13 protein-coding genes and 1 pseudogene are annotated in these 12,741 nt (G+C 71.1%); 6 read left to right on the forward strand and 8 right to left on the reverse strand.

Annotation, left to right across the window (positions count from 1 at the left end):
* Nucleotides 1-65 precede the first annotated feature (65 nt).
* The 6 genes from ACFQRI_RS21300 to ACFQRI_RS21325 all read right to left on the reverse strand — a co-directional run bounded on the left by ACFQRI_RS21300 (nucleotide 66) and on the right by ACFQRI_RS21325 (nucleotide 6,117).
* Nucleotides 66-1,484, reverse strand: coding sequence for a sugar porter family MFS transporter (locus tag ACFQRI_RS21300; protein WP_380671350.1), 1,419 nt, complete (start codon nucleotides 1,482-1,484; stop codon nucleotides 66-68).
* 101 nt (nucleotides 1,485-1,585) lie between these two features.
* Entirely contained in the window at nucleotides 1,586-2,362 is a 777-nt protein-coding gene (locus ACFQRI_RS21305; RefSeq protein WP_380671352.1) for a TIM barrel protein, read from the reverse strand.
* A complete protein-coding gene (locus ACFQRI_RS21310) occupies nucleotides 2,359-3,444 on the reverse strand; it encodes a Gfo/Idh/MocA family oxidoreductase (protein WP_380671354.1) in 1,086 nt (361 codons plus the stop codon). The genes ACFQRI_RS21305 and ACFQRI_RS21310 overlap by 4 nt, the downstream gene beginning before the upstream one ends.
* Nucleotides 3,445-3,490: 46 nt before the next feature.
* A complete protein-coding gene (locus tag ACFQRI_RS21315) occupies nucleotides 3,491-3,844 on the reverse strand; it encodes a VOC family protein (protein ID WP_380671358.1) in 354 nt (117 codons plus the stop codon).
* A 5-nt stretch (nucleotides 3,845-3,849) separates the two neighbouring features.
* On the reverse strand, nucleotides 3,850-4,908 hold the full coding sequence (locus ACFQRI_RS21320) for a sugar phosphate isomerase/epimerase family protein (RefSeq protein WP_380671360.1): 1,059 nt from the start codon (nucleotides 4,906-4,908) through the stop codon (nucleotides 3,850-3,852).
* Nucleotides 4,909-4,938: 30 nt separating this feature from the next.
* On the reverse strand, nucleotides 4,939-6,117 hold the full coding sequence (locus ACFQRI_RS21325; RefSeq protein WP_380671362.1) for a Gfo/Idh/MocA family protein: 1,179 nt from the start codon (nucleotides 6,115-6,117) through the stop codon (nucleotides 4,939-4,941).
* A 236-nt stretch (nucleotides 6,118-6,353) separates the two neighbouring features.
* Between ACFQRI_RS21325 and ACFQRI_RS21330 the strand changes: the two genes are divergently transcribed.
* The 3 genes from ACFQRI_RS21330 (at nucleotide 6,354) to ACFQRI_RS21340 (ending at nucleotide 8,650) form a co-directional block, all read left to right on the forward strand.
* Nucleotides 6,354-7,373: a LacI family DNA-binding transcriptional regulator gene (locus ACFQRI_RS21330; protein WP_380671364.1), complete on the forward strand. Its 1,020-nt coding sequence runs from the start codon at nucleotides 6,354-6,356 to the stop codon at nucleotides 7,371-7,373.
* 129 nt (nucleotides 7,374-7,502) lie between these two features.
* Entirely contained in the window at nucleotides 7,503-7,889 is a 387-nt protein-coding gene (locus ACFQRI_RS21335) for a MerR family transcriptional regulator (RefSeq protein ID WP_380671366.1), read from the forward strand.
* A gap of 62 nt (nucleotides 7,890-7,951) precedes the next feature.
* Entirely contained in the window at nucleotides 7,952-8,650 is a 699-nt protein-coding gene (locus ACFQRI_RS21340; RefSeq protein ID WP_380671368.1) for a nitroreductase, read from the forward strand.
* Nucleotides 8,651-8,754: 104 nt separating this feature from the next.
* Here ACFQRI_RS21340 and ACFQRI_RS21345 read toward each other — a convergent pair whose 3' ends face one another.
* Together ACFQRI_RS21345 and ACFQRI_RS21350 are read right to left on the reverse strand one after the other, a co-directional pair.
* Nucleotides 8,755-9,516 carry a glucose 1-dehydrogenase gene (locus ACFQRI_RS21345; protein ID WP_380671370.1) on the reverse strand — a complete coding sequence of 254 codons (762 nt, stop codon included), beginning with the start codon at nucleotides 9,514-9,516 and terminating at the stop codon, nucleotides 8,755-8,757.
* A gap of 58 nt (nucleotides 9,517-9,574) precedes the next feature.
* On the reverse strand, nucleotides 9,575-10,504 hold the full coding sequence (locus tag ACFQRI_RS21350; protein WP_380671479.1) for a xanthine dehydrogenase family protein molybdopterin-binding subunit: 930 nt from the start codon (nucleotides 10,502-10,504) through the stop codon (nucleotides 9,575-9,577).
* 213 nt (nucleotides 10,505-10,717) lie between these two features.
* On the opposite strand from ACFQRI_RS21350, the pseudogene ACFQRI_RS21355 reads away from it, so the two are divergent.
* From ACFQRI_RS21355 to ACFQRI_RS21365, 3 genes and pseudogenes are all read left to right on the forward strand, one after another.
* Nucleotides 10,718-11,122: pseudogene (locus tag ACFQRI_RS21355) on the forward strand (cyclophilin-like fold protein); the annotation flags it as partial.
* Nucleotides 11,123-11,397: 275 nt separating this feature from the next.
* Entirely contained in the window at nucleotides 11,398-11,679 is a 282-nt protein-coding gene (locus tag ACFQRI_RS21360; protein WP_380671485.1) for an MDR/zinc-dependent alcohol dehydrogenase-like family protein, read from the forward strand.
* A gap of 39 nt (nucleotides 11,680-11,718) precedes the next feature.
* Nucleotides 11,719-12,132, forward strand: a complete 414-nt coding sequence (locus ACFQRI_RS21365; protein ID WP_380671372.1) for a (R)-mandelonitrile lyase — start codon at nucleotides 11,719-11,721, stop codon at nucleotides 12,130-12,132.
* Nucleotides 12,133-12,741: the final 609 nt, after the last annotated feature.

Raw genomic sequence — 12,741 nt, forward strand, 5'->3', positions numbered from 1 at the left:
GCGGGGCGCCCTCTCCATCTCGACCAGCTCGCCCGCGGCCTTCGCGGCCGGCCGGTCTTCGCAGGTCAGGAGTAGCGGGCGCGGAAGTCGCCCTCGAGCTCTTCCAGGGAGCGGTCCTTGGTCTCCGGCACGCACGTGGTGATGAAGGTGATCGCCAACGTCCCGAAGACGGCGAACGCGAGGAAGGTGTTGGAGATCCCGATCGCCTCCACGATCGGCGGGAAGCCGAGGGCCACCAGGGCGTTGGCGATCCAGAGCGCGAAGATGCTGATCCCGATCGCCAGACTTCGGATCTTCAGCGGGAACATCTCCGAGAGGATGAGCCAGACCAGCGGGCCGATGGTCGACTGCATCGAGAAGACGAACAGCACGACGAAGACGAGGACGAACCACGCCTTGGCTTCCCCTCCCGGAATGAGCAGGGCGGACAGCCCCACGAGGAGGTGGAACGTCGTGGTCAGCGCGAATCCGCCGAGCAGCATGGTGCGTCGCTTGATCTTGTTCATCACCGATAGCCCCACCGCTACCCCGATGACGCTGACGGCGCCGTTGAGCGTGTTCGCGATGATGGCCGAGTTGGCGGAGAAGCCGGCGCTGCCGAGGAGCTGCGTGCCGTAGTACATGATGGAGTTGATGCCGGTGAACTGCTGGCAGATCCCGAGACCGGCCCCGATGAGGATCAGCACCCGGACCCAGCGCACCCCGAGGTCAACGGCTCCAGCGGTCTTGGCGGTCCGCTCCTCCTCGGCGAGGCGGTGCACTTCGGCCATCTCGGCGTGCGCGCGTTCGGGGCTGCGAACCTGCAGCAGCACGGCCAGGGCCTCGTCGTGCCGTCCCCGGGCGACCAACCAGCGCGGGCTCTCCGGCAGCCGGAGCATGCCGAAGAAGAGCACGATCGCCGGCAGCACCGCTACCAGGAGCATGGCGCGCCAGATGCCGGCGACGTCGTGCCAGATGCTGAAGATGATGGCGTTGACGACGAAGGCGGAGAACTGCCCCACCACGATCATCAGCTCGTTGCGCGTGACGATGCCGCCGCGGCGCTCGACGGGTGCGACCTCGGCGAGGTAGACGGGGACCGTCGCCGAGGCTCCGCCGACGGCCAGCCCGAGGACGAACCGGAACAGGGCGAGGACCTCCCAGCTCGGAGCCAGCGCGCACCCGAGCGTGCCGAACACGAAGACCAGCGAGAGGAGCAGGATGTTGTGCCGTCGGCCGTAGCGGTCGGACAGCACCCCGCCGACCACGGCGCCGAAGGCGGCGCCGAACACGAGGTTGCTGACGACGATCCCCTCGGTGAAGGGCGTGAGCCCCAGGTCTGCGGTGAGCGGGTCGAGGGCGCCGTTGACGACGCCGGTGTCGTAGCCGAACAGCAGGCCCCCGAAGGTGACGATCACGGCCACCAGGCCTAGGCGCCGGGAGGGGGCACTTCGCGAGTCGGCCGGGAGCGCGATCGGTGGGGAGTCCGCGTTTCGTCTCGTCATGACGACTGCTCCTCGTCGAGCGATCGGGAGTGAGTTCGGACAGGTGCGCCGGGACGGCTCGTGGCCCGGAGGTCCGCTCCGGGAGCCCTGCTGGTGCGCGGTCAGGCCGCGAACGCGGCGGCGAAGGAGTCGAGCGCCTGGTCCGGGTCGTGCTTCGCCCAGCCCTCCAGGGCGACGACGCCCGCGTAGCTCAGCTCGCGCAGCGCTCGCCCGACGGCGGGGTAGTTGATCTCGCCGGTTCCGGGTTCGCATCGGCCGGGAACGTCGGCGATCTGGATCTCGCCGACGTGGGGGAGCGCATCGTGCACCAGCTCGATGAGGTTTCCCTCCCCGATCTGGGCGTGGTAGAGGTCGAGGTTCATCCGCAGATGGGGGCTGTCGACCGCGCGGACCAGGGCCAAGGTGTCCTCGGCGCGGGCGAACGGCGTGCCGGGGTGGTCGACGGCGAGGTTGAGGTTCTCGAGGGTGAACACGCGGTCCGCTTGTTTGCCCAGCTCGGCGAGCTGGTTCAAGGTCTCGGCCGCGGTCAGCCACATCGTCGGGGTGACGACCTCGACCGGGCGCACCGGAAGGCCTCCCTCGCCGAGCCCGGTGCCGTGCAGGTTCAGGCGCGGGCACTCGAGCTTCTCGGCGACGTCCAAGGACTCGGCGGCGCTGTCGAGCAGGGCGCTGATGCCGTCGCGTTCGGTGAGGTTCCCGGTGATGTATCCGGTCATCGAGGAGAAGGAGGCCTCGGTGGCGGCCAGTTCGTCGATGTCCTTGTCGACCCAGTTCCAGATCTCGACCTGCATTCCGCGGTCGGCGATCCTGCGAACGCGTTCGGCCAACGGGATTTCGGTGTAGAGCATCTCCGCGCAGGCGGCCAAGGAGTAGGTCATGAGATCGCTCCGGAGCCGAGGCCGTCGAGGGCGGGGAGGACATCGGAGATCGAAACGGGTGCACCGGTCTCGATGCTCCGAATGGCGGCCACGGCGATCGACAACGCGGTGCGGGCCTCGGCACCGGTGGGACCGACCGGGCTCCCGTGCCGGATCGCGTCTGCGAAGGTCTGGAGCTCGGCGAGGTACGCGTCGCGCAAGAGGTCGGTGTCGCGCCGGGACGTCTCGGCGTGGATGCCTGCTGCGTCGTGCAGCGTCATGTCGGTGGCGCGGCAACTGCCGGTGGTGACCATGCCCGCCGACCCGAAGGCCTCGGCGCGCACGTCGTAGCCGTACGCCGCGGAGAAGTTCGCATCAGCGGTGGCCATGGCGCCGTTGTCGAACCGGATGCTGACCACCGCGGTGTCCAGGTGGCCGGCGGCTCTCGCTTCGGGGGAGACGAGCGCGTCGGCGAAGGCGTGCACGGTGGCGGGTGCGGCGCCCGGGTTCAGCCAGCACAGGGCGTCGAAGTCGTGGATCAGGGTTTCGCGGAAGATGGTCCACTGCGGGGTTCGCATCGGGTCCCCGAGGAACGGACCGGGGTCGCGCGTGAGCGACCGCAGGATCTGCGGGGTCCCGACCTTGCCGCGAACGATGGCGTCGCGGGCAGCGGCGAAGCCCGGGGCGAAGCGGCGGTTGAAGCCGACTTGCAAGATCACCCCGGCGTCCGCGGCGGCCCTGATCGCGCGGTCGGCGTCCGGTAGCGAAACCGCCATCGGCTTCTCGCAGAACACGTGCTTACCCGCGGCAGCGGCGGCGACGACGAGATCGGTGTGGACGCGCGCAGGCGCGGTGATCAGGACGCCGTCGATGTCGGGGTTCTCGAAGACCTCCTCGGCGGAGGTCGCTTCGGCGCCCAGCTGGGCGCCGAGTCGTTGGGCCGCTTCTGGGCTCGGGTCCGCGACGGCCGCGAGACGTGCGCCGGGAATCCGGCGTGCGACCAGTTCCGCGTGGTTGGTGCCGATGCGTCCCGCGCCGATGGTGGCCAGGTGCAGCTCGTCGGCGCGCCGCGTGCTGTGCGGGTGTTGGGTGGGAGTTGTCATCTCGCTCCTCGGGTGAAACCGGGCTGCGCGTGGTGGTGAGTGCTGTTCAACCTGCGGATTCGTGCAGTTCGACGTGATTGCCGGAGGGGTCCTGCAGGAACGACTGCCGGGCATCTCCCACCCGGACGGGTTCGGAGACCTCCACGCCGAGACCGGCGAGTCGTTCCCGCACCGGGTCGAGCTCGGCGACGTGCAGCGCGAAGTGCTGTCCGCGCGCCGGCGGAGGCTCGCCTTCGATGAGGTGCAGCTGGTGATCGCGCAGGTCCAACCAGGCGCCGCGCACCTCGGTTGCCGGTCGATCATCGCGTTGCGGCAGGCCGAGCACGCCGGCGTAGAAGTCGAGCGCGGCGTCCAGGTCCCGGACCACGATCGAGATGTGGTGGAGTTCCGGAGAGGTCAACTCGTTCACCGTCCACTGCGTTGCGAGTCGTGCGGGTGGTGGTGTTCTGCGAGCGCGTGGTTGGCGCGGCGGTTCGCCGCGGCGGCGTGCAGGTGCTCGGCCGCCAGGGACAGGCCTTCGAGCTGGGAGTACGAGGCGTCCTCGTGCTCGATGTTCACGGCCATGTCCGGGTCGACCTCGGCGAGCGCGTCCAGGAACTCGGTCCAGTAGGCGATCCCGTGGCCGATGCCGACGGCGACGAACTTCCAGGCCGGGTCGGCCGGCCAGGTGTTGCACCAGGTGCCGATGCCGGTGGGGACCTTCGCGGGCGCGTCTCCCGGAACGCGTTCGAAGGAGGTGTCCAGCACCCCTCGGACGTCGATGCCGGGGCACAGCGTCGCGTCCTTGGCCGCGGCGTGGAAGACCAGGGGGCCGAGGTGGCGGATGCAGGCCGCCGGGTCCATGCCCTGCCACACCAGGTGGGAGGGGTCCATCTCGGCGCCGAGGTTGCTCGCGCCGGTCCGCTCGACGAGGTTCTCGAGCGTGATCGGGGAGAACACGAGGTTGTGCGGGTGCATCTCGATGGCGACGCGAACGTCGTTGGCGCGGGCGAGCTCGTCGATCTCGGTCCAGAAGTCGGTGGCCACGCCCCACTGGTAGTCCAGGACGTCCGCGTAGACGCCGTCCCACGGGCTGACCACCCAGGACGGGTACTTCGCGTCCGGATCCGACCCCGGGGTGCCGGACATCGTCACGACGTTGCGGATGCCGAGCAGACCGGCGAGCTCGATCGTGCGCCGGAGGTCGTCGGCGTGCTTCGGGCCGGTGCCGGGCAGCGGGCTGAGCGGGTTGCCGTTGCAGTTGAGCCCGGTGAGCTCCACGCCGCGCTCGGCGAAGGCGGCCAGGTACTCCGCCCTGGCCCGCTCGGAGGAGAGCAGGAGGTCGATCGGGCAGTGCGGCGCTGGCAGGAAGCCGCCCGTGTTGATCTCGGCCGAGTTGAGGCCGTTGGAGCGGAGCACGTCGAGGGCCTCGTCGAGCGGTCGGTCGTGCAGGCAGGCGGTGTAGGCGCCGAGTTTCAGCGGCACGGTGGGAACCTTCCCGTCTCGCGTTGCGGATCAGGCCACGGCGATCGACGTGCCGGTCTGGTCGGAGGCCACGACGGCTTCGATGACGCGCAGGGTGTGCAGGGCGTCGGAGAAGCTCGCGCAGGCCGGCAGCGGTTCGGGCGTGCCGACGATCTGGTCGAGGAACGCTCGGCACTGGTAGATGAAGGTTTCCGCGTTGCCGCCGCCGTTGCCGGGCGCCTGCGTCGGGTACCCGCCGGCGAAGTAGGGCAGCTGCGGCCCGGCGATGACTTGGCGCGCACCCCGCGTCCGGTACTCGGGCTGGGTGTCGTCGAAGACGTACTCGGCCGGGCGGTGCCAGTCGAAGGAGGCGCGGCCGGACAGCCCGTGGGCGTCGAACGCGAGCCCGTTGGGCATGCCGAACGCGGTGCGCGACACCGAGAACGAGCCCGCGAGCCCGGAGGCGAACCGCGCGGTGAACGCGGCGGTGTCCTCGTTCTCGACCTCGCCCATCTCGTCGCCGACCGGGGCCGGTTCGTGCCCGACGACGGGGCCGATCGGAACCGGGCGCTTCGGGATCTGGGTCGACAGGGCTGCGCCCGCGATCGACTCGATCGGCCCGCAGATGTGCTCGGCGAGGTCGATGAGGTGCGCACCGATGTCGCCGAGCGCGCCGCTGCCGGGGCCTCCCCTGTAGCGCCAGGCGAGCGGCGCGCGGGGGTCGGCGGCGTAGTCCGTCCAGTACCGGCCGTTGAACAGCGTCATCTCGCCGAGCTCGCCCGTCCGGACGTGATCGCGGATGGCGGCGATGGCCGGTGTCCGGCGGTAGCTGTAGCCGACGGCGGTCACGACGTCGGTGGCCGCCTCGGCGGCGACCATCGCCTCGGCGTCCGCGATCGTGCCGGCGAGCGGCTTCTCGCACAGCACGTGCTTGCCCGCGCTGATCAGCGCTTCGGCGACCTGCCGGTGCAGAGCGTTGCCGACCACGATGCTCACCGCGTCGATCGCGGGGTCGTCGACGATCTCCTCCCAGCTGGACAGCGCCTCCTCGTAGCCGTACCGGCGGGCCGCGTCCTCGGCCAGCTCGGTGTTGGCGTCGGCGATCGCGGCCAGCCGGATCGGCGGGAGCCCTCCGCCGAAGACGGTGTTGACCTGGCGGTAGCCGGCCGCATGACTGCGTCCGGCCAAGCCGGCCCCGATGACTGCGACTGACAGTGGCTGCTTCGACATGGATGCGTGCCCTTCTCGGTCGGGAGCTCGGCGGCTCGTGGGCGCTGAGGGGGAGCTGTCCGGGCAAGACCTCGTGCGCGTGCACCGCTCGGGTCCGCGGGGCCGAAACGTTTCGGTTCGCTGTGATGGCTGACACTAGGGAGTCGGTGGTCCGTATGTCAAGACATGATTCGCCGGCTGTTGCGATAGGTTGAGGTGCGGTTGGGATGCCGGGCGCGAGTCGGAAGGCGGGTGCGATGCCCGAGAGGAGCGGGAAGACCACGATCGTCGACGTGGCGAGGGCCGCGGGCACGTCGGTCTCGTCTGCTTCCGTCGCCCTGGGCGGGCAGCCCGGCGTTTCGGAGAAGACGCGGGCCCACGTCCTCGAAACGGCGAAGCGGCTCGGGTACCAACCGGACCAGCGGGCCAGCCGGCTGCGCCGGCGCCGGTCGCGGCTGCTGGGCGTGACGTTCGCGGCGAACCAGCACTTCCACGCCGAGGTGATCGAGAACCTCTACCGGTCGGCGGAGCGCGAGGGCTACGACCTGCTGCTCACCGCCACCACGGAGAGCCGCTCGGCCCGGAAGGCCGTCGAGAGCCTGCTCAGCGACAGGTGCGAGACCCTCATCCTGATCAGCCCCGACATCGACGAGCCCGAGCTGGAGCGGCTGGCGCAGAGCGCCGCGGTGGTGACCATCGGCTCGCACCTGCGGGCGCCGGGGGTGGACTCGCTGCACGCGGACGATCGCCAGGGCGTCGCGGACGTCGTCGACCACCTCGTGGAGCTCGGGCACCGGGACATCGCCTACGTCGACGGCGGCCGCAGCGGGGAGGCCGTCGCACGTCGGGAAGCGTACGTCGAATCGATGCGCGCGCGGGGCCTGCACCGGCACGTCCGGGTGATCGACGGGAACCCGACCGAGGAGTCCGGGGCGGAGGCCGCCACGCGAATCCTGGAGTCCGGAGACGCCACCCCGAGCGCCGTTTTCGCGCACAACGACATGATCGCGTTCGGCCTGCTGCTCACCCTGCGCTCCCGAGGCGTGGCGGTCCCCGGCGACATGTCGGTGGTCGGCTACGACGACACCCGACTGGCCGCGCTGACCACGGTTCAGATGACCTCGGTCAGCCAGGACGCCGCACAGCTCGCGACCGCCGCGGTGGGGCGCGCGATCGAGCGAGCGGAGAAGGCCCCGCCCGCGAGGGAGATCGTCAGCCCGGCGCGCCTCGTCGTCCGGGCCACGACCGGACCACCGCGCCCGCGGCTCGATGAGTGACCGCGTGCCGGGAAGCGCTGTTCCGGGGTGATTCCGCCGGGTCGAGCGGGGAGCGGGTCCGCCCCGCGAGCTCGAACCGGCCGCGCAGGTAGCATCCGGTCGGGGAGTGCAGCGGAGCGAGGGGGCGCCGTGCGGATCGGGGAGCTGGTGGAGCGGACGCGGGTTCCGGCTCGGCTGCTGCGGTACTACGAGGAGCAGGGCCTGATCACCCCGCGCCGACTGGACAACGGCTACCGGGACTACGACGAGTACCTGGTGGATCGCGTGCTGAAGATCCGCGGACTGCTCGACGCCGGCATCCCGACGCGGATCATCGGCGACATGCTGCCGTGCTTGAACCAGTCGCAGGACATCGTCGTGCCGAATCCCGACCCGGAGCTGCGGGAGCTGCTGGAGCGCCAGCGCGACCGGATGACCGAGAAGATCGAGTTCCTCGCGCACAACCGCGATGCGATCGCGCGCTACATCGACGCGCTGGGGCGCGCCGAGCGGGACGTGGATCCCCCCGAGGCGTAGCGGGAGACCTCGGTCACCTCGCTTTGACCTTCACATATATGTGACGGTTCGATGATGGCCGCATGACCGAGCAGTTCAGCCGATCCAACGCGTCGTCCGTCAGCGACGTCATCCGGTCCCGCCGTTCGGTGCGGGCGTTCCTGCCCGACCCCGTCCCGCCGGAGGTCATCCGCGGCGTGCTCGAGGACGCGCGGAGCGCGCCCTCGCACAGCAACACCCAGCCCTGGGTGGTCCACGTCGTCTCCGGGGCCGCGCGCGACGAGCTCAGCGCCGAGCTCGTGGCCGCCTACGACGAGCAGCGGTTCTCGCCCGACTTCACCGACACCTACGGCGACGGCGTCCACCTGGAACGCTCGCAGCACCACGGCGCCGCGCTCTACGGCAAGCTCGGCATCGCCCGGTCGGACCGCGAACGCCGCGACGAGGTCGTGCGCGACAACCTGAGGTTCTACGGCGCACCGCACGTCGCGATGCTGTTCCTGCCGCAGCTGGGCGACGGGGTGCGCGCCGCCAGCGACGTGGGGATGTACGGGCAGAACTTCCTGCTGTCGGTGCACGCGCGGGGATTTCACGGAGTTCCGCAGGCGGTGCACGGCCTGTTCGCCGATACCGTGCGCAAGCAGCTCGGCGTCTCCGACGAGTTGAAGCTGCTCTTCGGCATCGCCTTCGGCACGGCCCGCCCCGATTCGCCGCTGCGCAGCCTCGACGTCGGCCGGGTGCCCCTGGACGAGAGCGTGGTGCTGCACGACACGGCTCTGTAGCCACCCGGCGCGGGTGGTCGGGACGCCGACGCGGAACGCCGCGCACCGGAACCCTCCTCGCGCGGTGGAGCGTCCCCGAGCGCGGCCCGCCGACCGCATCGGGGTCACGGTGTCTGGCCGCCGTCGACCACCATGGCGTGCCCGATCGTGAAGCCGGCCTCCTCCGAGCACAGCCACAGCACGGCCGCGGCGATCTCCTCCGGACGGCCGAGGCGTCCGATCGGTTCCTGGGCGATCGCCGCGGCGTAGCCCTCCCTCGTCCCGCCGGTCACTCGCCGGATCATCTCGGTGTCGACGATGCCCGGGCAGACGGCGTTGATCCGGATGCCGGCAGCGGCCTGCTCGAGGGCCGCCGACGACGTCAGGCCGACCACCCCGTGCTTGGTCGCGCTGTAGGCGGCCTGGTCGCGGAAGGCCTTGACCCCGGCGCCGGAGGCGGTGTTGACGATGGCACCGCCTCGCCCGGTTCTGGTCATCAGCGCGATCTCGCGGGTCGTGGTCAGGAAGACCCCGCGGAGGTTGATGGCGACGAGGCGGTCGAACTCCTCGTCGGAGACCTCGGTGATGGGCTTCTGCGGTTGGTCGACCCCGGCGTTGTTGAACGCCAGATCCAGCCGTCCGAACTCCTGCTCGACAGCCGCCATCGCGGTGTCGACGTCCGCCGCCCGCGCCACGTCGCACCGCAGCGGCAGGGCCCGGCCGCCCTCCTCCTCGATGCGGCGCGCTGTGTCCGTCACTCCTTCGAGCGCGATGTCGGCGACGGCCACCGCAGCGCCCTCGCGGGCGAACGCGAGCGCGGTGGCGCGGCCGATCCCCGTCGTCGCTCCGGTCACGAACGCGACCTTGCCCTCGAATCGCTTGCTCACAGAGTCAGTCCTTCCTCGCGTCTTCCGCCCGTTCGAGCGCTTCGCGCCCGGCGCGAGATCAGAGCAGGGCGCCGGCGGTGATGGGGAGTTGGCGGATGCGGCGGCCGGTCGCGTGGAACACGGCGTTGGCGATCGCGGGGGCGACGCCGACTTGGACGATCTCGCCGAGCCCCTTGACGCCGATGGGATCGGCTTGGCGGTCTTCGCCGTCGAGGTAGATGGCCCGCAGGTCGCTGATGTCGGCGTTGACGGGAACCAGGTAGTCGGCGAGGTTGGCGTTGGTGATCCGGCCATCGCGGTGGTCGGTGGCGGTGTGCTCCAGCAGCGCGGTCCCGATGCCGCCGACCATGCCGCCGAGAGCTTGGCTGTCGGCGAGCTCGGGGTTGATGATGCGGCCCGCGTCGTAGACGCCGAGCATTCGCCGGACGCGCACCAGGCCGAGGCCCTGGTCGACCGCGACCTCGGCGAAGACCGCACCGTAGGCGTAGATCGAGGATCGATCCCGCTCGGGCGGGGCGTAGGTCCCGATGGTTTCGAGGTGGGAGCGGTCGTTGCGGGTCAGCAGCTGGTGATAGCTCTCCCCGCGGGTGGGGTCGTTCTTCACGTGCAGTCGACCGCGGCGCACGATGACGTCGGCGGGGTCCACGCCGTGCAGCGGCGATCGGGGGTCGTTGACGGCCAAGAAGATGGCTTGCCGCCGGACCTCGTCGCAGGCGTGCTGGACCGCGGAGCCGACGCTGGCCGTGGTCTGCGAGCCGCCGTGCGGAGGAGTCGACGGCATGCTGGAGTCCCCGAGCCGGAACCGCACCGCGTCCGCGGTCAGGCCGAGGGCATCGGCGGCGATCTGGGACATGGAGGTGTAGGTGCCAGGCCCCATGTCGCTGGTCGCGGACTGGATCAGGGCGGTACCGCGCGCGTCGAGCCTGGCGTGGGCCTGGGCGGGGCTGCGCGCCGTGTCGTAGACGGCGGCGGCCATCCCGGTGCCGATCGTGGTCGGGGTCGCCCTGCCCGTCGACGGCGGCTACGTCGCCCGCTGATCCCGATGGCGCCGGGACGTTCGGACGAGCGGTCGGGCGAACGCCCGCGTGGAAGTCGACCACCTCGCTCTCCTCACCACCCCGGCGCACCCGACTCCGCACCGCCCGCCGAGCGGAAAGCAGGGCGGTACGGCGGAGATCGAGCCGACCAGGAGGAACCCACCATGAACGTCCGGCGGGGATCGCGGCCGGGCCGTCCTGGGTGGACGGCCCTGGCGTTGTGCGCCGCGCTGGCGCTGACCGCCCGCTCCGGCGGCGGAGGCGATTCGACCAACCCCGGTGCGCGGTCGGCGGGAACACCCGACCCCGCTCCGTCCCGATCGCGCGGAACGCCCATCCGCATCACGATCGGCGACGAGGTCGTCCCCGGCACGCTGGCGAGCAGTCCCGCGGCCGCGTCCCTCGTCGAGCAGTCGCCGCTCACCTTGACGTTCGACGATCACGGAGGCGTCGAGAAGACCATCAGGCTCCCCCGCGAGCTCTCCACCGAGGGCATGCCGCGAGGGGACGACCCGGAGATCGCGGACATCGGCTACTACGCCCCGTCGAGAGACCTCGTCCTCTACTACGGGGAGGTGGGCAACTGCCGGGATCGCCCGCCTCGGCAAGCTCGGCGGCGGAGTCGAGCTGATAGCCGAACAGCGGGGCGCGTTCACCGCCACGATCGAACGCGCGGACTGATCGACCGGTCCGGGCAGCCGGGCACATCGCTTCGTCCCAATCGCACGAGGTCTTCGGGAGAGGTCGCCCACCTCGCATCCCGGGGCGCGCGGAGGGGTGTTCTGCCAGTACACCTACCGGCCGTGCCTCCCGCGGCGAGGAACGCTCCGGTTCCATGGGACAGATGGCTCGTCGAAATCGCGATCGCACCGGCGGGCACGTCGGCTACGTCGGCGTCGCCCACGACGTCGCGCTGCCGGGATTGGAGCTGTTCTTCTCCCACGTGCACCTGCACGGCGGCCCCGCCCCGGTGCGCCAGTACCTGCCCGAGCTGATCGACCTGATCTGGCGCCGCGAGATCGACCCCGGCAAGGTCTTCGACCTCGCGCTCCCGCTGGAGCGGGCCGCCGAGGGCTACCGGGCGATGGACCAGCGCAGCGCCATCAAGACCCTGCTCACCCCCTGAGGGCGCACCGCACCGAGACGCAACGGAAGGAAGGTTCCCATGCAGATCACCCGCAGCAGCCTCGACACCCAGCACGGCTCCGGTGACTGGTTCACCGGCGACGTCTTCATCGACACCATCGCAGCGCCCGCCGGCACCTCGACCTTCGGCGCCGCCGCGGTGCACTTCACCCCCGGCGCGCGCACCGCGTGGCACACCCACCCCCACGGTCAGACGATCTTCGTCACCGAGGGCGTGGGGCTGTGCCAGCGCGAGGGAGGACCGGTGGAGGTCATCCGGCCAGGTGATCGCGTGTTCTTCGAGCCCGGTGAGAACCACTGGCACGGTGCCGCGCCCAACAGGTTCATGGTCCACATCGCGATGCAGCAGAACGACGAGTCGGGTAGCCCCGTCACCTGGGGGCGCCGCGTCACCGACGACGAGTACGCCGCTGGATCCACCGACGGTTCCTGACGCGCTCGCCGCGGTCGCGCGACGTGCGTGCCACCGCGGCGTGCCCCACGCCAGCGACTCGGGTGTGAGGACCGCGCTCCTCGTGGCGAAGTCCGTCGCCGCTGCCGGTCGTGGTGAGCTCTCGTCGCGAAGCGGCGTGGCGCATCGTGCGCCCGGGATCGCGGTTTCCGCCTGGCAGGGGCGTCGCTCCGCCAGGCCGGGTGGGGCTGCGCGGCTCGTCGAGACGTAGCCGGGTGTGGTGGGCGTCGGAACCGCGATCGGGGATCGTGAACCCGCCGGAGGTCTTCGTCCCAGGGCGAGGCCTCCGGCGGGCTTCAGCGGGCGGTGAGGAGACCGATCGGCGCGATCGCCTGCGGAGCGGTTCGGAGCCAGATCACCCGGTCCCGGCGTCGCTGCAGCTGCGCGGTCTCCGGCGGGACGGCAGGGCTGGCCGGGGCCGCGCGGTGCCTCTTTGCCGATGGGCTGGTGTCGGATCAGGTCGCCACGCGCGCCCGTGTCCGCGCCGACCTGGGCTGACGACCGCAGCGGCCGGGTCTCCCGGAGGAATTGGCGGCCTGATGAGGACGTCGAGGAACGTCCCCGGCGGCGCCGCGCGACCTCCGCTGCGCG

Origin of the sequence: Saccharopolyspora griseoalba (assembly GCF_042665275.1) — a bacterium.
Taxonomy (GTDB): Bacteria; Actinomycetota; Actinomycetes; order Mycobacteriales; family Pseudonocardiaceae; genus Saccharopolyspora; species Saccharopolyspora griseoalba.